At 67.9% G+C, this 22,905-nt stretch carries 22 protein-coding genes, 1 tRNA gene and 1 pseudogene; 17 read left to right on the forward strand and 7 right to left on the reverse strand.

The annotated features are described in order from the left end of the window. Position 1: 1 nt before the first annotated feature. Both HJG44_RS06630 and HJG44_RS23980 read right to left on the reverse strand, forming a co-directional pair. Positions 2 to 508, reverse strand: a complete 507-nt coding sequence (locus HJG44_RS06630; RefSeq protein WP_171217571.1) for a DUF4399 domain-containing protein — start codon at positions 506 to 508, stop codon at positions 2 to 4. A 34-nt stretch (positions 509 to 542) separates the two neighbouring features. Further along, positions 543 to 2,564: an SUMF1/EgtB/PvdO family nonheme iron enzyme gene (locus HJG44_RS23980; protein ID WP_171217572.1), complete on the reverse strand. Its 2,022-nt coding sequence runs from the start codon at positions 2,562 to 2,564 to the stop codon at positions 543 to 545. 463 nt (positions 2,565 to 3,027) lie between these two features. Here HJG44_RS23980 and HJG44_RS06640 point away from each other — a divergent pair, with 463 nt between their 5' ends. Together HJG44_RS06640 and HJG44_RS06645 are read left to right on the forward strand one after the other, a co-directional pair. Then, positions 3,028 to 3,504 (forward strand): hypothetical protein, encoded by a 477-nt coding sequence (locus tag HJG44_RS06640; protein WP_171217573.1) that lies wholly within the window; start codon positions 3,028 to 3,030, stop codon positions 3,502 to 3,504. Positions 3,505 to 3,507: 3 nt separating this feature from the next. Next, positions 3,508 to 4,689, forward strand: a complete 1,182-nt coding sequence (locus HJG44_RS06645) for a hypothetical protein (protein WP_171217574.1) — start codon at positions 3,508 to 3,510, stop codon at positions 4,687 to 4,689. A gap of 121 nt (positions 4,690 to 4,810) precedes the next feature. On the opposite strand, the gene HJG44_RS06650 is transcribed toward HJG44_RS06645, so the two are convergent. Beyond that, positions 4,811 to 4,900 (reverse strand) — tRNA-Ser (locus tag HJG44_RS06650). A 224-nt stretch (positions 4,901 to 5,124) separates the two neighbouring features. On the opposite strand from HJG44_RS06650, the gene HJG44_RS06655 reads away from it, so the two are divergent. From HJG44_RS06655 to HJG44_RS06690, 8 genes are all read left to right on the forward strand, one after another. Then, positions 5,125 to 5,763 (forward strand): ParA family protein, encoded by a 639-nt coding sequence (locus tag HJG44_RS06655; RefSeq protein ID WP_171217575.1) that lies wholly within the window; start codon positions 5,125 to 5,127, stop codon positions 5,761 to 5,763. After that, positions 5,747 to 6,052, forward strand: a complete 306-nt coding sequence (locus HJG44_RS06660) for a ribbon-helix-helix domain-containing protein (protein WP_171217576.1) — start codon at positions 5,747 to 5,749, stop codon at positions 6,050 to 6,052. The genes HJG44_RS06655 and HJG44_RS06660 overlap by 17 nt, the downstream gene beginning before the upstream one ends. Positions 6,053 to 6,343: 291 nt before the next feature. Further along, the gene (locus HJG44_RS24175; protein WP_171217577.1) at positions 6,344 to 7,357 is read left to right on the forward strand and encodes a septal ring lytic transglycosylase RlpA family protein; all 1,014 of its coding nucleotides are present in this window, start codon (positions 6,344 to 6,346) and stop codon (positions 7,355 to 7,357) included. A 39-nt stretch (positions 7,358 to 7,396) separates the two neighbouring features. Then, positions 7,397 to 8,101 (forward strand): dTMP kinase, encoded by a 705-nt coding sequence (tmk, locus tag HJG44_RS06670; protein ID WP_171217578.1) that lies wholly within the window; start codon positions 7,397 to 7,399, stop codon positions 8,099 to 8,101. Next, a complete protein-coding gene (locus HJG44_RS06675) occupies positions 8,091 to 9,155 on the forward strand; it encodes a DNA polymerase III subunit delta' (RefSeq protein ID WP_171217579.1) in 1,065 nt (354 codons plus the stop codon). The genes tmk and HJG44_RS06675 overlap by 11 nt, the downstream gene beginning before the upstream one ends. Positions 9,156 to 9,182: 27 nt before the next feature. Beyond that, complete coding sequence (gene metG / locus HJG44_RS06680) at positions 9,183 to 10,733, forward strand: methionine--tRNA ligase (RefSeq protein ID WP_171217580.1); 1,551 nt, start codon at positions 9,183 to 9,185, stop codon at positions 10,731 to 10,733. Positions 10,734 to 10,735: 2 nt separating this feature from the next. After that, entirely contained in the window at positions 10,736 to 11,545 is an 810-nt protein-coding gene (locus HJG44_RS06685) for a TatD family hydrolase (protein ID WP_171217581.1), read from the forward strand. Next, complete coding sequence (locus tag HJG44_RS06690; RefSeq protein WP_171217582.1) at positions 11,542 to 12,342, forward strand: MBL fold metallo-hydrolase; 801 nt, start codon at positions 11,542 to 11,544, stop codon at positions 12,340 to 12,342. The genes HJG44_RS06685 and HJG44_RS06690 overlap by 4 nt, the downstream gene beginning before the upstream one ends. Positions 12,343 to 12,822: 480 nt before the next feature. On the opposite strand, the gene HJG44_RS06695 is transcribed toward HJG44_RS06690, so the two are convergent. Continuing rightward, the gene (locus HJG44_RS06695; RefSeq protein ID WP_171217583.1) at positions 12,823 to 13,032 is read right to left on the reverse strand and encodes a hypothetical protein; all 210 of its coding nucleotides are present in this window, start codon (positions 13,030 to 13,032) and stop codon (positions 12,823 to 12,825) included. A 332-nt stretch (positions 13,033 to 13,364) separates the two neighbouring features. Beyond that, complete coding sequence (locus HJG44_RS06700; RefSeq protein ID WP_171217584.1) at positions 13,365 to 14,093, reverse strand: cation efflux transmembrane domain-containing protein; 729 nt, start codon at positions 14,091 to 14,093, stop codon at positions 13,365 to 13,367. 66 nt (positions 14,094 to 14,159) lie between these two features. Here HJG44_RS06700 and HJG44_RS06705 point away from each other — a divergent pair, with 66 nt between their 5' ends. The 7 genes and pseudogenes from HJG44_RS06705 (at position 14,160) to HJG44_RS06735 (ending at position 21,289) form a co-directional block, all read left to right on the forward strand. After that, complete coding sequence (locus HJG44_RS06705) at positions 14,160 to 14,585, forward strand: MerR family DNA-binding protein (protein WP_171217585.1); 426 nt, start codon at positions 14,160 to 14,162, stop codon at positions 14,583 to 14,585. A gap of 376 nt (positions 14,586 to 14,961) precedes the next feature. Beyond that, positions 14,962 to 15,318 carry a hypothetical protein gene (locus HJG44_RS06710; RefSeq protein WP_171217586.1) on the forward strand — a complete coding sequence of 119 codons (357 nt, stop codon included), beginning with the start codon at positions 14,962 to 14,964 and terminating at the stop codon, positions 15,316 to 15,318. A gap of 779 nt (positions 15,319 to 16,097) precedes the next feature. Continuing rightward, positions 16,098 to 16,919 (forward strand): TnsA endonuclease N-terminal domain-containing protein, encoded by an 822-nt coding sequence (locus HJG44_RS06715; protein ID WP_171217587.1) that lies wholly within the window; start codon positions 16,098 to 16,100, stop codon positions 16,917 to 16,919. Positions 16,920 to 17,598: 679 nt separating this feature from the next. Further along, a pseudogene (locus tag HJG44_RS24510) lies at positions 17,599 to 18,099 on the forward strand (hypothetical protein); the annotation flags it as partial. 175 nt (positions 18,100 to 18,274) lie between these two features. Continuing rightward, complete coding sequence (locus HJG44_RS06725) at positions 18,275 to 19,123, forward strand: hypothetical protein (protein WP_171217589.1); 849 nt, start codon at positions 18,275 to 18,277, stop codon at positions 19,121 to 19,123. Continuing rightward, the gene (locus HJG44_RS06730) at positions 19,120 to 20,169 is read left to right on the forward strand and encodes an AAA family ATPase (RefSeq protein WP_171217590.1); all 1,050 of its coding nucleotides are present in this window, start codon (positions 19,120 to 19,122) and stop codon (positions 20,167 to 20,169) included. Before HJG44_RS06725 ends, HJG44_RS06730 begins: the two co-directional genes overlap by 4 nt. Next, positions 20,162 to 21,289, forward strand: coding sequence for a TniQ family protein (locus HJG44_RS06735; RefSeq protein ID WP_171217591.1), 1,128 nt, complete (start codon positions 20,162 to 20,164; stop codon positions 21,287 to 21,289). The genes HJG44_RS06730 and HJG44_RS06735 overlap by 8 nt, the downstream gene beginning before the upstream one ends. On the opposite strand, the gene HJG44_RS24355 is transcribed toward HJG44_RS06735, so the two are convergent. Both HJG44_RS24355 and HJG44_RS06745 read right to left on the reverse strand, forming a co-directional pair. Then, positions 21,194 to 21,565, reverse strand: a complete 372-nt coding sequence (locus HJG44_RS24355) for an ArsR/SmtB family transcription factor (protein ID WP_430395036.1) — start codon at positions 21,563 to 21,565, stop codon at positions 21,194 to 21,196. The genes HJG44_RS06735 and HJG44_RS24355 overlap by 96 nt on opposite strands. 91 nt (positions 21,566 to 21,656) lie before the next feature. Next, on the reverse strand, positions 21,657 to 22,862 hold the full coding sequence (locus HJG44_RS06745; protein ID WP_346767113.1) for a T6SS phospholipase effector Tle1-like catalytic domain-containing protein: 1,206 nt from the start codon (positions 22,860 to 22,862) through the stop codon (positions 21,657 to 21,659). Positions 22,863 to 22,905: the final 43 nt, after the last annotated feature.

Raw genomic sequence — 22,905 nt, forward strand, 5'->3', positions numbered from 1 at the left:
CTCAGAGCCGCCGGCGCTTCTTCTTCGTCACCGGCCGCAGCACCACGATCTCGATGCGCTCGGAGGCCACGATCGGCTGGAACGGACGGTGGAGCGCGTCGCCGAGGACGAGTTGGAGCGTGTGCCGGCCGGGCGGAAGGTCGAGGCGGGTTTCCGTCTGCCCGCCTCCGAAATGGATATGGTTCTTGTCGGCCGGAATGGGCTCGTTCGGGTCGAGCGGCGTCTTCACGTTCACCAGGAGATGGTGATGGCCCGTATTCGGCGTCGTGACGCCGGCCTGGGTCACGCCCATTCCGCGGAGCCCGAACTGCACGACGAAAGGCCCCCGGATCCGCGCACCGTCCACGGGCGCGATGAAATACAGCTTGGCGTCGGCGGGTGCGGGGGTGGGCGGGAGCGGATTCTGCGGCTCTGCCGTATGGCCTGGATGCGGCGGCGGGGTCTGCGCGGCGGCCGCCAGGGGCAGGAGCGCCGCGGCCGCTGCGATCAGGTGACGGGCCAGGATCATCTTGCGTCTCCCCCTCTGTCGCCCGCTCCGGGCCTCACATGTCGCGCGCCACCCTGAAGCCGTGGTTCGGATAGCGGACGGACGCCTCGTAGAATTCGCGGCTGGAGACCCGCAGCCCGGCCTCGTCGTTGTTCCAGGCGCCGCCGCGCAGCACGCGCTCGCGGCATTGCGGGCCGAGCCAGGCCGAGCCGTCCTTCGGCGCGCCCCGGTAGTCCTTGTGCCAGCAATCCTGGGTCCATTGCGTCACCGAACCGGTGACCCCGTGCAGGCCGAACGGGTTGGCCGGGAAGCTGCCCACCTTCGGCGGCGCGCGGCTCGCGGGCGTGCCGCAGCTCCGGCACGGCGACATGTCGGACCGGAACTGGTCGCCCCACCAGTATCGGGTCGTCGTGCCCGCCCGGGCGGCGTATTCCCACTCCGCCTCCGTGAGGAGACGATACCGCATGCCGCTCAGGCGCGAGAGCCAGGCGATGTAGGCCTGCGCGTCGGCCCAGCTCACGTTGCGCACCGGCTCGTCCGGATTCCCGCCGGGATCGAAGGCGCAGGCCTTGTCGAGGACGCAGTCGCGCCACTCGGCGACCGTGACCGGAAAGCGCCCCGCCGCGAAACCGCGGATCGTCACATCGCGGACCGGCCGCTCGGTCGGGTCCGCGTTGCTTCCCATCCGGAACCTGCCGCCCGGGACGGCGACGAGCTGCGGGCAGAACGAGCAATCCTGGAAGACGCCGGGCGGGAGGGCAGGTCTCGCCGGAGCGGGCGGCGCCGATGCCTCCTGCGGAGGTGGCCGAACCGGCTCCTGCCGCGGCGCCGCCGGCTCAGCTGGAGGAATGACGGGCTGCGGAACGGCAGGGAGTGCGGATGGCAGCTGCAGCGCGGGATCGGACGGGGTCTGGCGCGCCGCCGCCGCCGGAGGCGGGGCGGCCGGGGGAGGGGGCAGCAGGGCGAGGCTGGGCGCCGGCTCGGGCGCTGCGCGTGCCGGCTCCGCGGCACGATCGGGCGGTCCCGCCCGGCGCGCCTCGGGCGCGGGCGCTGGCTCGCCCTGATGCGCCATGCGGGCGGGGGCGGGGGCCAATGGTGCGTCCTCGTCCAGGTAGCGGGAGACGAAGAAGCCTGCGCCGGCGCTGACGAGCAGCGCCGTCCCGGCGATCGCCGGCACGACCCAGCGCCGGCCGGGCCTGCCCCTGTCGAGAGCTCCGATCCGGGTTGGTTCGGGCTCCCAGGCGGCGACCTCCGCCATGCTGGCGGGCCGGTCGTCCGGCTTCGGCTGCAGCATCTTGGCGAGGAGCGGGCGGAAGCTCGGGTCGACCCGCCGCAGGTCCGGCGGGAGCACCTGGCGCTTGCGCACGACCTCGAGCTGGGTGCCGCCCATATTGAGCGGCTCGCCCAGGATCGCGGCGGTGAGCGTGAGGCCGAAGCTGTAGATGTCGGCCTTCGGCCCGGTCACGCCGCCATAGAGGCCGACCTGCTCGGGCGAGGCGTAGTTCGCCTTGCCCGCAAAGCGGTCGCCGATCACCGTCCCACCGCCGAAGGCGCTGCGCGCGATGCCGAAATCGATCAGCTTCGCACGCGACGCGTCACCCTCCGGCAGGATGATGTTGTCGGGAGAGATGTCCCGGTGGACGATGCCGGCGCGATGGGCGGCGGCGAGCGCCGACCCGATCCGGCGCTGCAGGATGCGCACGCTGGCGAGCGGCAGCGGTCCTTGCGCGACCAGGGTGGAGAGGGACTGGCCCTCCACGAACTCCATCGCGAGATACGGGCATTGCAGCTCGGGGTCCGTGGTGAAGACGTAATAGCGGACGACGGCTTCGTGCTGGAGGTTGTGGAGCGCCGCCGCCTCCTTGCGGAAGAGGGCGAGGACCGTCTCGTTCTCCGTCAGGTCCGACCGGACCATCTTGATGGCGACCTTGATCCCGGTCTCGATGGCCCGGCCGCTATAGACCTCGCCCATGCCGCCCGTCGCGATGAGCGCATCGATCTCGTAGATGCCGTTCAGCCGCGTTCCCGGGCGGATCTGCCGCCGGAACTGGGGCGGGAAGTCCGACGGCTCCTTCATGTGAGCCTCCTCGGCGGAGCCTGGCCCGGTCGAGCCCGTCCGGGCCCGGTCGCGACCGGCGGATAGCTTCTCATACCATGTTCGCCGCTACGGGTCGCGTACGTGCGTGCTCCGTGGCGGCCGGATGGGGCGGCCCTCCCATCCGAGGCTCCGGCAAGGAACGACGCTCTGTGCAGCGGGAACGTTGCAGGAGGATTTCAGAACCGCTGCAGCCGTGGTTCCCAACTCGGCGAGACATCAGAGGCCGCACCGGGAGATTGGATCGGCGGGCAGCGCACGACCGAGCTGAGCGCTCTGAGATCGTCAAAATCCGTGAGTATATTCCTTGTGTCAAGTCAGAGACTATCAGTCAACTTCGCCATTCCAGATAAAGGCAGAAAAACTCAAATCCAGGCGATGCAGATATTGGCTGCGTTCTTACGATCCGCTACGCTCGCGGCCGTTGGAAGGGGGATCCGACATCATGCCCAGACTCGTCGTTCCCAGGTCGGCAACGAGCGGAAATCTGGCAGCCGCATCCGTCGAAGATCAGCCGGCCGACGACTATTCCAGTCGGCTTGTGAAATATATCCCCGCAGAATCGGTCGCCTTCTTCGCATGCGTCGACAAGCTGATCGCCTCTCATTTCGGCATCGGCAATACAGCGAGCACGACGGCGGCCACATCCTCCGGCGCTTTTGCTCTGAGCCTGATCGTCTTCTTGCTGGGGCTTGTCGGTACACCACTCTATCTCTGGCGGCGCCGGTTGCCGAGGCAGCCCTGGATGCTGAATGCCGGCATCGCGACCATCGCCTTCGTGCTTTGGGCCTATACGCTCGGCGGCAGCCTGTTCCTCCTCCTGGGCTGGTATCAGGTGTTTCTCGCTGGCCTTTTTGCCCCGATCTTCACGTTCGTGGCCGGCTTCTTCGAACCCGCGCCGCCGAAAGCGCCGCAGGCTTGAGCCATGCCGACCTACGATGATCTCAGGGATTATTTCGATCGCTCGGAGGAGTTCCAGCGCGTCACACGGCAGGCTGCAGAAGTGCCGATCGTCAGCGGCTTCACGATCGACGTGGATCCGCTTTGGACGTTCCTCTACGACGCGGAAGAAGGTTCATACGGAGCAGATTTCCCTGTCGAGCCGTGGCTGGATCATGTCTACCGGTCACCTTTTCTTTGGCATCGGCTGTCTTCGGCCGATTGGCCACAGCCATCCTTCCAGGGCTATCGGAGGCGCGACCTCCACCGTCCTGTCCGGCTCTGGTCAGAGGTCAACGGCTGGTACGGCAGGAAGCGCTGTGCCAGCCCGGTCATCCTGACCATCGTCCACAGGCCAGTCCGTACGCCGGTCGCTGAAACGACGTCCGATGACGAAGCCCACCGCAGGCGTCTGATCGAGATCGCCAATGCCAGCGGAGCGCTTGTCCGGGTTGAAGAGCGGCCGGAAGCGACCCTGGCCTTCGCGCCGGGAGACGGGATCCTCACCAGTCAGGGGCGCAGCGGGACCTATGGCGGCACGCTCACGGGGCGGAACGGCACGGTCTATGGGATGACCTGCGCCCACGTCGCCGAGACGAATGACGCTGTCTCCGACAGCGCGGGCACTGCCCTGGGAACCTGCAGGCACCATACGAACCTTGTGACCCTCGCTGCCGGGACCGTTTGCGATCCCGTCGGCTTGCCGATGCCGAACCCCTATCCCGGGAACGGCCCGTCGGTGAACATGCTCGATCTGAGCCTCATAGAATTGGCTGCGCCGCCGGCAACGGCTCGCACGCTCGGCGGAGTGGCCGCCTCGCTGACCATCGGCCAGGACGTCGTGTTCGAGGGCGCCCACAACAGGGTCGGTTGCCGCCTGGGGTCGCTGGCGATCAGCTACGGCTTCCGCAGAAGCGGAAGCTCATATTGCTTCCGCGACACGATCGAACTGAAGCCCAAGCCCAGATTCGGCCTGGGCGGCGCGCTCGGAACGATCTTCTCGAGCCTGCCCGCACAGGGCGATTCCGGCGCCTGGGTCCTGACGAGCGACACGCCGCCCGTCTGGGCGGGCGTCTTCTTCGGCGAGGACGGCCACCGGGGATACTGCATCCGCGCGTCCTGGGCCCACGCATGGGCGACATCCCTGGTGGGGACGCTGTCGGTATAGGCCGGGCCGGGTGCTCGTTATCCCGGGCGCATGATCTCAGGCTGCGCTCTGCCAGGCTCGCGTCCAGCGGCGGACAGCCATGTCGACGCCTCGAGCGCGCGCAGGCCGTATGCGGGCGAGGTGGCGGAAGGGGTGGGATTCGAACCCACGGTGGGGTCGCCCCCACGGCGGTTTTCAAGACCGCTGCCTTAAACCACTCGGCCACCCTTCCGGCATGTGGAGCCGCGTCTGCGGGCTCTCTAGGGCGGAGCGCCTTCGGCGGTCAACGCAAGGCTCTCTGCGGCCGCCGACCAATCGTCTTAACGGCCCGTTAACCATGTCCACGGAGAAATGGCCCCATCCTTGGTTCCAAGGATCGCAGGATCACGGAGCCGGGCGCCGGCCGGCGCGACTCAGCGGCGGACGGCCTTTTGTATCACAAGGAAAGGTACGCCCATGAAGGCGATCACGTTCGTGACCCAGAAGGGGGGCAGCGGCAAGAGCACGCTATGCATCTCGCTGGCCGTCGCGGCGCAGGAGGCCGGCCAGTCCGTCTGCATCCTGGAGATGGACCGGCAGGCCACCGTCAGCGACTGGGCCGAGCACCGCAAGGCCGACACGCCGGAGGTGGCGCAGATCGACGCGACGCAGCTCGACGACATCATGACGAGGCTGCGCGATTCCGACTTCGACTACGTCTTCATCGATACGCCCGGCGTCGATTCGCCCGGCAGCCTCGCGGCCATCCGCGCGGCCGATCTCTGCGTGATCCCATGCCGGCCGACCCCGGCGGACCTGCGGGCCTTCAAGCCCACGCTGGCCGCCATCTACCGGCTGGAGAAGAAGTTCGCCTTCGTCCTGAACCAGACGCCGCCGCGCAGCTACCGCGTCCGTGACGCCGCCGACGGCCTCGCGGTCCTGGGCGTTCTGCCGGACGTGAACATCGTGACGCGTAACGACCACCAGGATGCGCTCGGCATGGGGCAGGGCGTGACCGAGTTCAACCCGACCGGACAGGCCGCCGCGGAGATCCGCCGCTTGTGGGCCTGGATCGAGAAGCGCTCGCAGGGACAGATCCATGTCAAAGCCGCCTAAGCTCAGTCTTGCGTCCATCGTCGCCTCCGCCGTCCCGCCGACCAACCGGCCGGGCGGCGAGGTCATCCAGCTGGCCCCCGCCAAGCCGCAGGAGCCGAATCCGCGCGGCACCCTCAAGGAGCGCGCCAAGCAGCTCTCGGTGTATCTGGAGCCCCCGGTCTACGATCAGCTGCGCGACATCGCCTATACGGAGCGGACCAAGATCCACCAGCTCATGCTGGAGGCGCTCGACCTGCTATTCCAGAAGCGCGGCGCGCTCTCGATCAGCCAGCTCAACCAGTCCCGCTGAGTTCGAGCGCGTGACGAGCCCGCGGCTGCAAAGGCCGGGGGCTCCTTTCGTTTCCGCCGGAACAGCCGCTTCAGCCCCTCCTAAGAAACGAGATGAGAACGCAGATTTAAGTGCCTGCGAACGAAGTAAGATCCCGCCGGCCGAAACCCCGGTCGATTCGCATCAAACTTTCCTTAAGCGCCAACCCCGATCCTTGAGGCACGCTCCGGGGGCGAGCGGGACGATGGCTGACGCGCAAAGCGCTCCATCGGCGGGGAGCAAGCTGTGATCTGTCGGCAGGGGAGAGGTTTCGTGGCGGCATCCCGGCCGCATGGTGCGGCGCGTCCTGCGCGGCTCGCGCTTCGGGCGGCCGCGCTCGTCCTCGTCGCGCTCACGGCCGCGAACTGCGCCGGGCCGCAGGTCGCCGGCCGGAAGGGCGGCGGCAACAAGTATGGCGTGAAGCCGAGCCCGAAGGTCATCCCGGACGGCCAGCCTATCCCGAAGGGCGGCGGCCGCGAGATGATCGGCCAGCCCTACACGATCGGCGGCCGCACCTATGTTCCGCACCACGGCAAGGGCTACAATCGGGAGGGCTGGGCGTCCTGGTACGGGACGGCCTTCCACGGCCGCCTGACCGCGAACAACGAGATCTTCGACCGGCACTCGATCGCGGCCGCCCATCCGACGCTGCCCCTGCCAAGCTATGTCCGCGTCACCAACCTCGTGAACAAGCGTTCGATGGTCGTGCGGGTGAACGACCGCGGACCTTACGAGCGCGACCGCATCCTCGACGTGTCGGAACGCGTCGCCGACGCGCTCGAGTTCCGGCGCAAGGGGGTGACGCGCGTCCGGGTCGAGTATCTCGGCAAGGCGTCGGTCCGCGGAAGCGACGACGAGAAGCTCCTCGCCACCCTCCGGATCGACGGCTCGCCGGCCCCCTTCGGCCGGCCGGGCGGGGCGACCATGTATGCCGACCTGCGACATGACCCGCCGCCCCGGCCGCGTTTCGCCCCGGCGGAGACGGGCGAGGAAAGCTCCCAGCCTGTCCTGCGTGTCGCGGCCGCGGCTGCCGAGCCGGAGGAGGGGTCCGATGCTCCGGCGGAGCCGGTCCGGACCTCGGGGCCGACCAGCCTGCCGCAGAGCAGACCCGTTCGGACGGCTGCCGCCCCGAGTCGGGATGGCGAGGTACCGCTTCCGCCGGTGCGGCCGCTCGCCGCCCGGAGGCTGGCCGAGGCGGCCCCGGCCGTTCCGGGCGGAGCCTCCGCACCGCTCGCGGCCGCCCAGCCCGTTCCACCCCAGCGGCCCATCTACGCGGGCATTTATTAGGGCTGGGCTCCGCGGTCCGGTTCGCGCTATCGGGCGGACATGCGGGACGTGCAGCAGCCGAGAGAAGGACCGGGCGGTTTCGTCACGCTCGAGGGCGGGGAGGGGGCCGGAAAGTCGACCCAGAGCGAGCGCCTGAAGAGGCGGCTCGAGGCGCGCGGCCTTCGCGTCGTCACGACCCGCGAGCCCGGCGGTTCCGCGCGGGCGGAGGCGATCAGAGCCTTCCTCCTGTCCGGCCGGGCGAAGCGCCATGGCGCATTCGCCGAGGCCCTGCTCTTCGCCGCGGCACGTGCCGACCATGTCGACCGCACCATCCGGCCCGCTCTGGCCGCGGGAGGCTTCGTCATCTGCGATCGCTTCTCGGACTCGACCCGCGTCTACCAAGGGAAACTGGGAGAGGTCCCCCCAAGCGCCCTCGCGGCCCTGGAGCGCGCTTCCGTCCGCGAAACGCGTCCCAACCTGACCCTCGTGCTGGACGTGCCCGCCAAGCTCGGCCTCGCCCGCGCAAGCCAGCGCCGCGAGCTCACGGGCGAGGAGCGCGACCGCTTCGAGGCGGAAGGGCTCGAGTACCATACCCGTATCCGGGACGCCTTTCTGGCCATCGCGGCGGCGGAGCCGGAGCGCTGCGCCGTGATCGACGCGAGCGGCGCCCCCGAGAGCGTCGAGCGGCTGATCTGGGCTGAGGTCGAATCGCGCCTTCTCACGCCGGAGAGCGTGGCCGGCGGGGAGGCGGACCATGGCGGCTGAGGCGGCACCCGGCGCGGGCGGCCTCCCGCATCCGCGCGAGCGCAGGACTCTCGTAGGCCATGTAGAGGCCGAGCGGAGCTTCGCCGAGGCGATCGCATCCGGCCGTCTGCACCACGCCTGGCTCATCGGGGGGGCGGAGGGGATCGGGAAGGCGACGCTGGCCTACCGGGTCGCCCGCCGGCTTCTCGCAAGCGCGGACGAGATCCGACCGGGCGAGGGCGCGCTCGCGGTCGACCCCGCCGGCCGGACCGCGCGGCAGATCGCGGCGGGCGCCCATCCGAACCTCATCGTGCTCGATCTGGAGACCGCCTCGGCCGACGTGGAACGGCCGCCCGCCAAGACGATCCCGGTGAAGACGACGCGGCGTGCGCTCGCCTTCTTCGGCACGACGGCGGCCAATGGCGGCCATCGGGTGATGATCGTCGACTCGGCGGAGGACCTCACGGTGCAATCCGCCAACGCGCTCCTGAAGACGATCGAGGAGCCGCCGCCGCGCTCGACGATCCTCGTCGTCGCGCACGCGCCGCAGCGCGTCCTGCCGACGATCCGCTCGCGCTGCCGCAAGCTGAACCTGAGCCCGCTTCCGCAGGCGCAGGTCCTCGAGATCCTGCGCTCGTTCGGACCGGACGCGCTTGCGGGCGGGGAGGGCGGTCCGGAGCTGGTCGAGCGCGCGGCGGAGAGGGCCGAGGGGTCGGTCGGGAGGGCGCTCGGCCTGCTCGACCCGAAGCGCCAGGCGGTCCTCGACGAACTCGCTTCCCTGCTGCAGGCCCTGCCCGATCCGCCCATGCTGCGCGTGCTGAGCCTCGCCGAGAAGCTGGCGGACCGGCGCGCCGAAGGCACGTTCGAGCTGGCCCTGGATGCGGTCCAGCTCTGGGCGGCCGAGCGCATCAGGGCCGGTGCGGAGCTCGGGCCGGCGCGCCTTGCGCCCCTTGCGGAGCTATGTGAGAAGGTCGCCGACGCTGCGAGGTCGGTCGAAACCTACAACCTCGATCGTCGCCCATTCGTCGTGTCGATGTTCGGGGACTTGGCGGAGGTCGTCCGCGCCGCCGCCTGAACCGGCTCGCGCAATCCAAGGTTCGGCATGGCCGGCGAGCCCTATTACATCACGACCGCGATCTCCTATCCGAACGGCGCGCCGCATATCGGGCACGCCTACGAGGTGATCGCGTCGGACGCGATCGCGCGCTTCAAGCGCCTCGACGGCTTCGACGTGTTCTTCATGACGGGCACGGACGAGCACGGCCTCAAGATCCAGCAGACGGCCACGAAGACCGGCACCACGCCGCAAGCTTTCGTGGACGAGATGGCGCCGAAGTTCCGCGAGATGGCCGATCTCCTGAACTGCTCCTACGACCGCTTCATCCGCACGACGGATGCCGATCACGTCCGCTCCAGCGAGGAGATCTGGCGCCGGATGGAGCGGGCAGGGGACATCTACCTGTCCAAGTATTCGGGCTGGTACTCGGTCCGCGACGAGGCCTATTTCGACGAAAGCGAACTGACGCTGGCGGAGGACGGCACCCGCCGCGCCCCGACCGGAACCCCGGTCGAGTGGGTGGAGGAGGAGAGCTATTTCTTCCGCCTCTCGACCTATGGCGAGCGGCTGCTTGCGCTGTACCGCGAGAACCCAGACTTCATCGGCCCGGACACGCGCCGGAACGAGATCGTGTCCTTTGTCGAGGGCGGCCTGCAGGATCTCTCGATCAGCCGGACGACCTTCGACTGGGGCATCCCGGTCCCCGGCAATCCGAAGCACGTGATGTATGTCTGGGTCGACGCGCTCACGAACTACATCACCGGAGCCGGCTTCCCCGACGAGGCGAACCCGCGCTGGCGCTACTGGCCCGCCGACGTCCACGTGATCGGCAAGGACATCGTGCGCTTCCACACGGTGTACTGGCCCGCCTTCCTGATGTCCGCCGGCCTTCCGCTGCCCAAGCGGGTCTTCGGGCATGGCTTCCTGTTCAATCGCGGGGAGAAGATGTCGAAGTCGGTCGGCAACGTCATCGACCCGGCCTCGCTCGCCTCGGCCTACGGCATCGACCAGCTCCGGTATTTCCTCCTGCGCGAGGTGCCGTTCGGGCAGGACGGCAACTATTCGCACGAGGCGATCGTGAACCGCATCAACGCGGATCTCGCGAACGATCTCGGCAACCTGGCGCAGCGCTCCCTGACGATGGTGGCTCGCAATTGCGGCGGACAGGTGCCCCAGCCAGGCGACTTCACCCATGCCGACCGCACTCTGATCGCCCTTGCCGACGCGCTCCCGGAGAAGGCGAGGGCGGCGATGGAGGGCTTCGCCCTTCACGCGATCCTGGCCGAGATCTGGGCGGTGGTCGCCGAGGCGAACCGGTACTTCGCGTCACAGGAACCCTGGATCCTGCGACAACAGGATCCAGCCCGCATGGGCACCGTGCTCTACGTCACGGCCGAGGTGCTGCGGGAGATCGGCATCATGGCCCAGCCGTTCGTGCCGAGCGCAGCCGCGCGGCTGCTGGACCTCCTCGCGGTGTCTGAGGAAGCCCGGAGCTTCGACGCGATCGGTTCCGGGTCGCGACTGCCCGCGGGCACGCCGCTGCCGGCGCCGGCGCCGATCTTCCCGCGCTACGTCGAGCCGGAGGAGGCGGCCTGACGGTGCTGATCGACTCCCACTGCCATCTCGACTTTCCCGATTTCGCCGAGGACCTGCCGGGCGTCATCGCGCGGGCCAAGGCGGCGGGCGTCGGGCGTATGGTGACGATCTCGACGCGCGTCGCGAAGGCGGCGACCTACCGGCGGATCGCCGAGGCGCATCCGGAGGTCTTCTTCACGGTCGGCACGCACCCGCACAACGCGGCCGAAGAGCCGGATGTGCCGGCGGCCGAGATCGTGACCGCCGTCGCGCATCCGAGGTGCATCGCGGTCGGGGAAGCCGGGCTGGATTTCCACTACGACAAGAGCCCGCGGGACGTGCAGGAGCGCGTCTTCCGCGCCCATATCGCGGCGGCCCGGGAGAGCGGTCTGCCTCTGGTGATCCACGCGCGGGACGCCGACGACGACATGATCCGGATCCTGACCGAGGAGCACGGGCGAGGGCGCTTCGACGCGGTGCTCCACTGCTTCTCGTCCGGCCGGCGTCTTGCCGAAATCGGGGTTGAACTCGGCTTCTACGTCTCCTTCTCGGGCATCCTGACCTTCAGGAACTCCGACGAGATCCGGGCGATTGCACGCGAGGTCGTGCCCCGCGATCGCCTCCTCGTCGAGACTGATGCGCCCTACCTCGCTCCCGTGCCGTATCGGGGCAAGCGGAACGAGCCTGCCTTCGTGGCGCATACGGCCCGGGTGCTTGCGGACACCAGCGGCGTCACCCCCGAAGAGATCGCCGCCGTGACCACCGCAAATTTCGAGCGTCTCTTCAGAAAAGCCGGGCAAGCTTCTGAGACGACGCGGAAATCTGCCGCATGAGTTTCAGGCTCACGATTCTGGGCTGCGGCTCGTCGGCCGGTGTGCCGCGCGTCGGCATGGGCTGGGGAGCGGCCGATCCGAACAACCCCAAGAACCACCGGCGCCGCTGCTCCGTGCTGGTCGAACGGCAGGGTTCAGGCGGCCGGACGAGCGTTCTCATCGACACCTCGCCGGATCTGCGCGAGCAGCTGCTCTCCGCCGATGTGCGGCGGCTCGATGCCGTGCTGATCACGCACGATCATGCCGACCACACCCACGGCATCGACGACCTGCGTCCGCTGGTGATCCATATGCGCCGTCGCATGCCGGTCTTCTCCGATGAAGCCACGAGCCGCGTCCTGCACGAAAGATTCGGCTACTGCTTCGCCACGCCGCCGGGCAGCGACTATCCGCCGATCCTGGACGATCACCGGATCGATCCGGACGAGCCTGTCGGGATCGAAGGCCCGGGCGGCCGGATCGAGGCGCTGCCCTTCATGGTGGAGCACGGCCGGACTCCGGCGCTCGGCTTCCGTTTCGGTCCGGTGGCGTATCTGCCCGACGTGAGCGCCGTCCCGGCGAAAGCCAAGGCGCGGCTCGCCAATCTCGACATCCTGATCCTCGACGCGCTCCGCTACACGCCGCATCCGACGCATTTCTCGGTCGCGGAGGCTCTGGCCTTCATCGCCGAGATCAGGCCGCGACGCAGCGTGCTCACGAACATGCATACGGACATCGACTTCGAGACGATCCGGCGCGAACTGCCGGACGGAGTCGAGCCTGCCTATGACGGGCTGCAACTGGAATGGCCATCCTGAACCGGGGAGGATCACGGGATCCTGCGATCCTGTCGCTCGCGACGGCATTCCTCTCGCCCACGCCCGTGCTTGGGTTCCATAATATATCTTATGCGAATGGCCGGCAGACGGCTCCCCTGCCGTGGATCCTTGTCGTGATTTTCTGATTCCTGCACTGGGCGACCTTTAATTCTGCATTGGCCCGGATGGCTGCCCTACCCAGCGGCCGCCGCTACCGATGCGAAACCTCGATCAGCTTCCCGCCGAACTGCTCCCGGAATGCCATGGCTGCGTCCCGGTCCTCGAAACACCACCGCGTTGCGTCGCTGACTGATCCGGCCCGTCTTGCCGACCTGGGCCGCGGAGCATGCTCTCGGACCCAGCCCGTGATCGCTTCCAGCCGTCGCCCGAAGCCATTCCAAGGCACCTCGATCTCGACTTGGTATGGCCAGCCGACATCGATCACGGACGGTCTCAGCGTACCCTTCGCATAGTTGGGCATCAGGCTCGGCGCCGGAGTACCAGCTTCGGAATGCCTCCGCGGACAAAGCCGTGGCTGACCGACGCTTCGAAGTCACCGGCAAAGATGGAGATGTCGTGGAGCAGCGCACGTACTGCTTCCCGGGCATCGCCGCCGAACTCGGCTATTACGGCATCAACGTCGTCATCGGTCGGAAAGGCCTCGTCGGTCTGTTCAGGCTCATCGGGCATGGCTGTCCTCGGAGAGAGAACAGAATAGGAACATTCCGAGCGACGTCCAGCCCCGAAAATGGGCCGGACGCCTTGCCGATGCCGATGAAACCTGCACGGCGTGGCCGTCGGGAGAGCTGAAACCTGCACTGAGAGCACGCTCCGTGGTGCAGGAATCGTCCTAATTTGCCACCGACCGCGCTCTACGACGCAGGGCTAACGGGCCGTCCGGCGTCGGGGTTGATTTCTGCATTGCCGGGCAACGGCAAGGGTAGAAATCTGCACTGCGCGACAAACGCCGGCTGATTTCTGCACTACGCGAGCGACGGGAGCATCCGGGACGGTAGGGGCCGTCACTCCGCCGGGGCGAGGTGGGCATGACCGCCCTGCCCTCGGTATTCGGCCCAGGCCTGGCGCAGGATTTGGACCGAGGAGGTCAGGAAGATGCCGGCCATCACGGCTGCCACGAGCAGGTCCGGCCAGGCCGTCGACGTGCCCCAGACGCCCAGCGCCGCGATCATGACGACCACGTTGCCGATGGCGTCGTTCCGCGAGCACAGCCACACGGACCGGACGTTCGCGTCCCCGTCCTTGTATCGCCGGAGAAGGAGCACGGAGAGCAGGTTGGCCCCGAGCGCCAAGAAGCCGATGACGCCCATGACCTCGGCCTTGGGGACGCCGAGAACCAGGGTCTGGTAGACGGTCGATCCAAACACCCAGAACGCCATGGCGCTAAGCGAGAGGCCCTTGAACAGCGCCGCGCTAGCCCGGACCTTGAGGCTCGCTCCGATCACGGCGAGGCTCAACCCGTACGTCACCGTGTCACCCAGGAAGTCGAGCGCGTCGGCCTTGAGCGCCTGGGAGCCGGCGAGTTGACCCGCCGCCATCTCGGTCACGAACATGGCCGCGTTCACTCCGATGACGGTCCAGAGCACCCGCTTGTAACGCGGGTCCACGCCATCAAAGATCGGCACCCCGCCGGAGCAGCCGCAGGCGTCGGCCGCACGCTCTGCCGCCTCAGGCAGCTGAAGCGCGGGTGGAGTGCAGCAGGACGCGGTCGAACCGCAGCAATCGTCTGCCATCGCAGGCCCTTTCGTCTCCATGGAAAGGGGTCTACGGCCTCTAGCGACTAGAGGGGCAAGCGGAAAGTGGACATCTCTATCGGGGAGCTGTCACGCCGGGCCGGCGTGAAGGTGCCGACGATCAGGTACTACGAGCAGGTGGGGCTCATGCCCCTGCCCTCCCGGAGCGAGGCTCAGCAGCGGCGCTACGGCGAGCCCGAGGTGGCCCGCCTCAACTTCATCCGGCACGCCCGGGAGCTCGGCTTCGAGATGGACGCGATCCGCGAACTCCTCGCGCTCTCGTCCGATCCGGAGAGGCCGTGCGGCGACGTCGACAGGATCGCCAGGCGTCACATGGCCGAGGTCGAGAAACGGATCAGGAAGCTGACCGCCCTTCGCGGCGAGCTCCGTCGGATGATCGGCGAGTGCGGTCAGGGCCGGGTAGGCGAATGCCGCGTCATCCAGACGCTAGCCGACCCAAGCCACGATCACGGGCGGCTCGCCGACCACTGAAACGACGAAGCCGCCCGAGAGGGCGGCTTCGAGGAACTTCGGCGGGGCCTCAGGGGCAGCCGGGGCAGCAAGCGAGAGCCGGGGCTGCCATCACCATCAGCGTGGTGAGCGTCATCGCGACGAGCTTCATGTCATTCTCCGGTGGTGCGCCAAGCTATCATGAGAACGGCGGATCGAGCCAGAGGAGCGAGCGCTGGGCGTCCGTTCATTGCCGGAACGAACCTGAGGCAAGTAAGGCGCGGGCTCGACGGCACCGGAGCGTAAGGGAGCCGGTACGATGACGATCAGGGAGTACGGACCGCCCTAAAGGCCGGGATGGAGTGCTCTTCCCTTGCAGACGAATTACCTTGGCCAGGGCGGAAACCAGAGGGAAGAGATGAACCTGAAGATCCTGTCGGTCAAAGAGAAGGGTGACGCGATCAAGGAGTACGTGCTGCTCGAAGTGACCGGGGATTGCGACGTGGGGTGCTACGGTCTCGCCGACACCACGTTCGTCAATGAGAAGGCGGTGTCGAACAGGTTGCGGCACTTCTACTGGTTTCCCGACCGGTCAGTGAAGAAGGGAGACCGGGTGGTTCTCCGGACCGGGAAGGGTAAGCACGACCAGTACCAGGACGGCGCCGGCAGGAACGTGCACCGCTTCTACTGGGGCCTCGATGTGCCTGTCTGGAATGACACGGGTGACGCCGCCGTCCTGTTCGAGATCAAGACCTGGAAGTTCACGACCGCCTAGTCCCGGCTGCGGCAGGCTCCGGCCAGGAGCTCGTTAACCGGGACAGCAGGGCGAAGCTGCGGACACCCGGGCTTTCCTGCTATCATTCGCATTCATTCGATCTCGATCAGAAACCAGGCGCGTCCGAAGCCGGCAGTGCGGAGGTGTTCCCATGTCCGAGATGGTCTGCTGATCCCGAGCTTCGGCCGCCCGAATTTCCCGCGATAGATCCCAGGGCGCCGAAAAACTGCATTTCGCGGCGAACGGTCGCGGGGTCGTTTCGAGGCTTTTTGGTCGGCCACGAATCGACGGCGGTGGATTCGCCGAAAACCTTCCTATCCGCGAATTCGGCCGGTCGCTCACCTAAAAACTCGCGGCGGCGGCTGAGACACACCTGGCGAGCAGAGTCAAATCGGCCCGTCGAAACGAGCGCTTTCGGGGCTGTTTACAACGACTTACGACGCGTCCAGGCTGCTCTGCGTGAAAGCCGGAGACGAGGACGTCGTCCCGTTCGGAAAGGAGAGGCAAGGCCTAGAAAAGCGAAACCCGCCCACGGGAAGAACCCGGAGCGGGAAGCGCCAGAACGAAAGACCCCGAAAACGCGGCCGGCCACCCTTCGAAAAGCGCCGGTTCACGTTCAAATGTCTCAAGCCCTGAGATGACCCTGCCCGATCGATTTCGGTCTGGCAAGGTCCCTCGGGGCCGTTCAGCCTCCCCTCCCCGTCCCGTCGGGCTCCCCATCGACCACGGGTCGCGTCGCGACCTAGCCGCGAACCCGCGTTCGCGGAGGGAGTACCCGCATGCCGAAGCTTCAGCCGCCCCCCGAGTGGGAGGGCGAAGGCGTCGTATTGGCCGAAGAGACCTGGGTCGAGATCGCACCCGGCATCGAGCGGTTCGCGCTTCCCGACGGGGAGCCCGTTCGTCGCATCGTGACGGGCCGCCGCAACCGCAAGGTTGGCGCCCACTACAGCTGGAAGGTCCGTCGCCACGTCGTCGTGGAGTCGAACCCGGAGGATCGGGCGGCCCGCCTCCTCGATTGCCACCCGGACGTGGTCGACATCCACGCCCAGCCCGAGACGCTCAGGATCACGGTCGGCAGCAAGAAGGTCCGCTACACGCCCGACCTGCTCGCCACCTTCAGGAACTGGCGTGAGGTGCGCTTCGAGGTCAAGCGCTGGGAAGACCTGCACCCGCCCCGGCCGGAGAGCCCCGCCGACGAGCGAGGCTGGTTCGTCTGGGAAAAGGCGAGGAAGGCCCGCGCCAAGCTGAGGCTCGTCCGTGCCGCCTACCGCCGCGTCGGGCTCGTCTGGCTTCCGCTCCTGGACACGGCCATGGACGACATGGCCGACCCCGAGAGCGTGGACGAGATCATCTCGAACGGCGGGCGCCACCTCGACGAGGACGACCGTCACCGCCTCCGTGACCACCTGCTCGCCTCGGGGGGAACCTCTCCGCTCGGACGCTGTGCCGAGATCGTCCGGAACAGCGACTACCCGGCCGGCGCCGTGCTGGCGCGGGTCATCGACGCGGGCCTCGCCGTCGATCTCCTCGGACCAATCGACCTCGACACCCCGATCCGCCTCGCCGACCCCGTATCGCAGCGGAGGGCCACCCGTGACTGACATCCTCCAGGACCTGGCCGAGGAGCCCCTCCGCGCACCGACGCTCGACGACGTCATGCCGGACAACCTGAACACGGGCGACCTGGTGTTCATCGAAGGCGAGCCGCACAGCTTCCTGATCAAGGACGACGTCGGCCCGCTCTGGTTCAAGCCCACCGAGGGAGGCGCCCCCCTCCCCCTGAGCTCGACCGAATACCTCGACCTCCTGCATGCCCGGAAGCTTCGTCGGCCGGGACAGGACGGCGTGCAGCTGGCCGGCCGGGACGACGCGGCGCTCGACCTCGCCTACCGGACCTTGAACAAGCCGGTCCGGTCCAAGTCCGACCTGCGCGATTGCTACGTCCGGGCGTTCTGGGCCGCCATCGACGACGCCCGCGCTCGCGGCGAGGTGTTCGCCCGGAATGCCGAGAACGCCGTCCTCGTCACGCGGAGCGTCGACGCGGTGCTCGCGTCCGAGAGACTGGACCCGCCGCGAATGCGGCAGCCGCGGACGGTCCTGTCCTGGGTCGAGAAGTCGGCGGGCAAGCACCGGAAGCCCGCCGCCCTCGTCCACGGCAACGCCGTCCGGCCGCATGCGCGCCGGGCGCCGCAGCGCGTGGTCGACGAGATCGCCCTGACGATCCGGGCAACCGTCGACGAGTTTCCGAAGCTCGGCCCCAAGAAGCTCCGGGGCTTGGTCATGCGAAGGATCGAGGCGATCAACCTCGAAGAGCGCCTCTCGCTGCAGCCGCCCAGCCCGAGCCTCGTCCGCACCGAGTTCGCCCGGTTCGACGCCTGGCGCCGCAAGGCGGCCCTGGAAGGCGTGCGCGCCGCCGATCTCGAATTCGGCGGCGTCGGAAAGCTGGAGCGGCCCAAGCGCCTCCTCGACCTCGTCGAGATAGACCACCATCAGATCGACCTGATCCCGGTGCTCGGGCAGACCCCTCTTGGCAAGAAGCTGGCGCGTCTGGGCCTTGCCCGGATCTGGGTGGCCGTCGCGTACGACGTCGCCTCCGGCTATCCCCTCGGCATCTACGTGAACGCCGAGGGCACCGGCCTCCTTCCCTCGCTGATGTGCATCGCGCACGCCGTTCAGACGAAGGCGTACGTCGCAGAGCGTTTCCCCCACATCGACGGCGCCTGGCTCGCCTACGGCAAACCCGTGAAGGTCAGGTGGGACAACGCCAAGGAGTTCATCGGCTGGCAGATGGCCGCGGCGCTCGCCCGCGTCGGCATCGGCTTCCAGACCGCGCCCGAAGCACCCGGAGGACAAGCCGTACGTCGAAAGGTTCAACGGCACGTTCGAGCGAGACCTCATCGAATGGCTCAAGGGCTCGACCGGGCCGAGCGTGAAGAAACGCGGGGACAAGGACCCGATGAAGGAGGCATGCATCGAGCTCGACGACGTTGTCGGCCTCGTCCACGAGTACCTGATCACGATCTACGCGCGCCGGCCGCAGCAGGGGCTCGACTGGGAAACTCCCGAGGGCCGTTGGCTCCGGCTGGCGAAGAAGCCGCCGCGGCAGCTCAACCCGGACGAGCTGGCACGCTTCGACGTCATCGCGTCCATCGAGCTGGAGGGGCTGAAGGCCCGACGCGACGGGATCAGGTGGAAGAACCTGTTCTTCGACTCCCCCGAACTCCAGGCAATCCGCCGCTTCGCCGGCGCGCATGGCGCGCGCAAGGAGCAGCCGACCCTGGTCGACGCCCGCATCGGGCTAAGGGACGTAGGCGTCCTCTACGTCACCGACCCGCGCCCGGAGCACAAGGGCCGGGAGATCGCCGTGCCTTGCCTCAAGCGGGCCGCGCGGGGACGGACGCACTGGCAGCACCACGTCGTGAACAAGCTGCTGAACGACGCGCGCCGGTCCGCCACCGACGACGCCCAGTACGCCGAGGCCGTCGAGACCCTGTTCAAGCGCTCGCTCGGGTTCATGGGGGTCGACCTGAAGGACGGTCGCAAGCCGCCCCGCAAGGCCAGGAACGCGGCCGCGGCCATGCGTTTCGCCGGGGTCCTGGTGGACGGTCCCTCGGTGCACGCCAACAGCCGCATCGAGCGCGATCTCGCGCGCATGGACCTCCTGGCCGAGATCGGCGGCGCGACCGCGGCTGCGACCGGGGACGGCGGTTCCGTCGCGAGCCCGGTCGACGACGGGATCGACGAGGACTGGGCCGTCGACGAGATCCTCATGGACGATGACGAGGGAGAGGAGGCCATCGGATGAGGAACCGCTTCGAGCTGCCCCTCGCGTCGTCGCTGGCCTACGTGGACCTGATCTTCATCCGGCACGGTGGCGTGCAACACGCGAACAGCATCCTTCAGAACGCCGTCGATTTCGGGGTCGGGCACCGCGAGGCCTTCGTCGGCTACGTTAAAGGGTTCTCGCGCTGCGGCAAGACCGAGACCACCAAGCGCTTCATCGAGCAGCTGACCGGCGTGGTCCTGACGAAGGAACCGATCCAGCTGGCGGAGGGGAAGGGCCGCCGGGTCCTGTACGTCGAGGTCGTCAGCGGGGGCACGGTGCTCGGCCTCTGCCAGGCCGTCCTGCGGTTCTTTTCCGACCTCCGCGCCGTCGACATCAACGGCAACGTCAATCGGCGCCTGCGCGAGCAGGACGCCACGCGCCGCCTCGTCGAGATCCTGGCGCTCAACGACATCGACCTGGCGGTCCTGGACGAGTTCCAGAACACCTTCCGCCACGATGCCGGCAAGTTCCGCGCGGCCGCAGCGAGCATGCTCATCACACTTCAGAACGGGGGCGCCTGCCCGGTGGTGGTGACGGGCACGAACGCGCTGGACGAGCTGTTCGCCTACGAGGATGCGCTGGACCAGCGGAAGGACGGCCTCGCCTTCCTGGAGCCCTTCGCCCTCGTCACGGAAGCCGACAAGAAGCGGACACGCACCTTCGTTCGGCAGTTCGTGACCGAGCTCCCCTTCGAGGACGTTCACGACCTCTTCGGCGAGGATGACGCGCTGAGGGCGTCCTACTTCGCCTTCCGTGGCCGCCCGGGCATCCTCACCCAACTGTGCGGCGAGGCGGCCAAGGCCGCGTTCAAGAGAGCCGGCGCCGTCCGCCCGAAGAGCCTCACGGTCGACGATTTCGCGGACGGCTTCGACTTCTTCCTCAAGCATGACCGCAAGATGCTCGGCATCAATCCGTTCCGGGCGAAGAAGCTGCCGCCCTTCCCTCTCGCCGTCGACAAGCCGGCAGGTTTCACGGCGTCCGGAAAGACCGGGAACGGCCTGGTTCGGACGCTCGTCGATGGCTGAACGCCGCAAGCTTCCCGCCCGGATCAACCCCACCCGGAAGACCGTCACGCCGTGGCCGGGCGAATGCCTGCCGAGCATCGCCGTGCGCTATGCGGAGCGCACGGCGATCACGGTCGGTGAGCTCCTGGCGTCCGGACTGTCGATGAGGGCGACCGACCTCGCGTCGCTCCCGCTGACCCGCGATGCCGTGCTGGCCATGTCGCACCTGGCGAGCCTCGACCCCGACGACATGCTGCTCAGGAGTTACGACACCTCCGGGGAGACGGTGGCAATCGGCGATCTCGGAATACCCGCATACCTGTTGGATCCAGCCCGACGTCGGGTCGCGCCGGGCACGCTGAAACGGGACGGGGACGCCCCGTGGATCAGGCTGTCTTGGCAACTCCGCTGCTTCGCCTGCGAGCCCACGTCCGGCGAGATGCTCGTGGATCATTGCCCCTGCGGCAAACCGATCTCCTGGGTCCGCTGCATGTCGGTTTTCCGGTGCAACTGGTGCGGTGCGGATCTCCGTGACATCCCGGTTCGGCAGGCACCGGCACATCTCGTCGAGAGCTCCCGGACCTTCGCGGCACTGCTCGGGTTCGGCGTCTCGACGGCCAGCTCCCGGACCATCGAGCGGCTCTTCCCATCGGCGTCGGCCGGTGCCCGCCTGGAGCTTTTCGCCCTCCTCGGGCGCCTGCAGTACCGGACGGAAGGTGCCGGCCCGCCCCTCTCCTGTTCGCTGGCGCCGATCAGGGGGCTCGAACTCGCGCTCGGCTGGCCAACCTCCTTCGACGGGATCGTCGCGGGCTTCGTGGATGCCCAGCCAACGCGGCTAGGCCCGGCAGGCGCCCTCGTCGACCTCCGCACGGAGATCGACGCGATCAAGCAGGGCCCGATCCGCAGGACGCTGCTGCGGCGGGTCGAGGCTGGCGTGCGCCGGGCCGAGAGGATCCGTCGGAAGAAACCCAACCGGCCGGTTCGCTACCGCAAGACGAACCATTGGGAGTCGCAGGTCCACGCTGGAAGGGCGGCACGCGACGCCTCAAGGCAGGAAGCGCTGCAGCCAGTCCTTGATTGGTTGCAACGCTTCCGGACGAAGCCGGTAGATCAGGTTTCCCGACTTCGTCTTCGTGATTGAGACCAGGCCGAGGCGCTCCAGTTTCGATAGTCGATGGCTGGTGTTGGAGCTGCTTGCGTCGATCACGTGCGAGATCTCGCCGACGGCACTGTCCCCGAGGGCGAGATGATCGATGATGAGGCGGTTCGCCGGGTCGGCGACGGCCCAGAACACGTTGTCCCATGCCCCGAACAACGGGTCCGTCGGTATGCGCGCCATGCGGCGTCCTACCGATCTCCGGCGCGTTGGGAAACCGTCGAGTGGGTGGATGGCCGCGACTGGCGCTGCCGGCGCCATCCTGCTCGCCCGCTTCGAGGCGAATGGAAGCTACGCGACCCGGACGGGTGGTTACCGACAGCAGAAGCGGACGCGCAGTTCCCGACCCTGCCTAGGCCGTCGCAGGCGTCGCGAGGTCCTCCCCGACGATGACGGACGGATCCGAGGCAAGCCTCGCCCCCACGAGCATCGCCGGATCGACACCCTTCCGTTCGGCCCACTGCCCTAGATTGGCCGGCCTGTACGCGGGGTTCTCTCGCCAGCGATCAAAGACCGAGCCGTCGATGGTCTCGTTGATCCGGGCCGTGGTCTTCGTCGCCCCGACCTGAGGAGGAGGACCGACCGGACGGTAAAAGCGCTTGCTGAAGGCGCGAAGCAGCGGATTGCCGAACTCGGAATAGGAGTCCGTGATCGGAGCCGCTGGGTCAACGGGGTCCATCTGGAAACCGGGACGGAACCTCAGGCCGTGCAGAGCGGCCTTGTCCATCAGCCACTTGAGTGGAGCTTGGGCTAGGATGTCGCTCGGGTAGCCTCCTCCGACGTTGGCGTGGGCTCCCACGAACCAGCGCTGCTCGACTTCGGCCAGCGTCCGCGGCCGGGCACCCCCGTCCGGCTTGGCGTTGTCGACCGTCCGTGTCCAGAAGGTTGGCTCGAATGGCTCGCGATGCTCGTCGAGGGCGACCGCATGGAAGGCGTGCTGGTTCGACAGTCGCAGGTGGGTGTCGAGGAACTTGTACTTGGCCACTTTGCGGTGCATCCGCCCGAGCGGGTTCCCGAGTGATCCAACCGTGTCCCAGACGCCGACGAACTTGATGTCCGTGATTTCGCAATGCGAGAGCAGCCAGCGCTCTTCGAGCGTGCGCGAGGCGTCCGCGGGTCCAGCCTTCAGCGCGCGGATCGTCGGCTCGGCGTCGCGTCGGTACCTCTCATAGAGCTGCTCGACCGAAAGCGGCGCGCCCGGTCTCAGCACGCCGCACTTGGAGATCAGGCCCGAGAGGCTGCGGGCCGCGTAGGCCCCCCGGCTGAAGCCGAAGATGAAGATCTCGTCCCCGGGCTCGAACACCTCCGCCAGCCACGTGTACCCGTCGAGGATCTCGTTATCGAGGCCATACCCGCCGATGCCGCCACGCGCCTTCTCGCCCAACCGCGTTCCGACGCCCTGCCCGTAATAGACCATCTGGTCCGGGGCATTCGGGTCGCACAGCGATTTCAGTCGCCAGACGTTCGTATTGTTGTTGAGCGTGTTCCAGGTCCCGTCGAGAAAGATCGCGAGGCGCTTCATGTCGGCATTCCGGTAGACGAAGCCTCGCGACCTCACTGTCGCGTCCTTCGCTTCGTTCAGGAACATGGGAACCGAGACC

It is taken from the genome of Enterovirga aerilata, assembly GCF_013044135.1.
GTDB lineage: Bacteria > Pseudomonadota > Alphaproteobacteria > Rhizobiales > Beijerinckiaceae > Enterovirga > Enterovirga aerilata.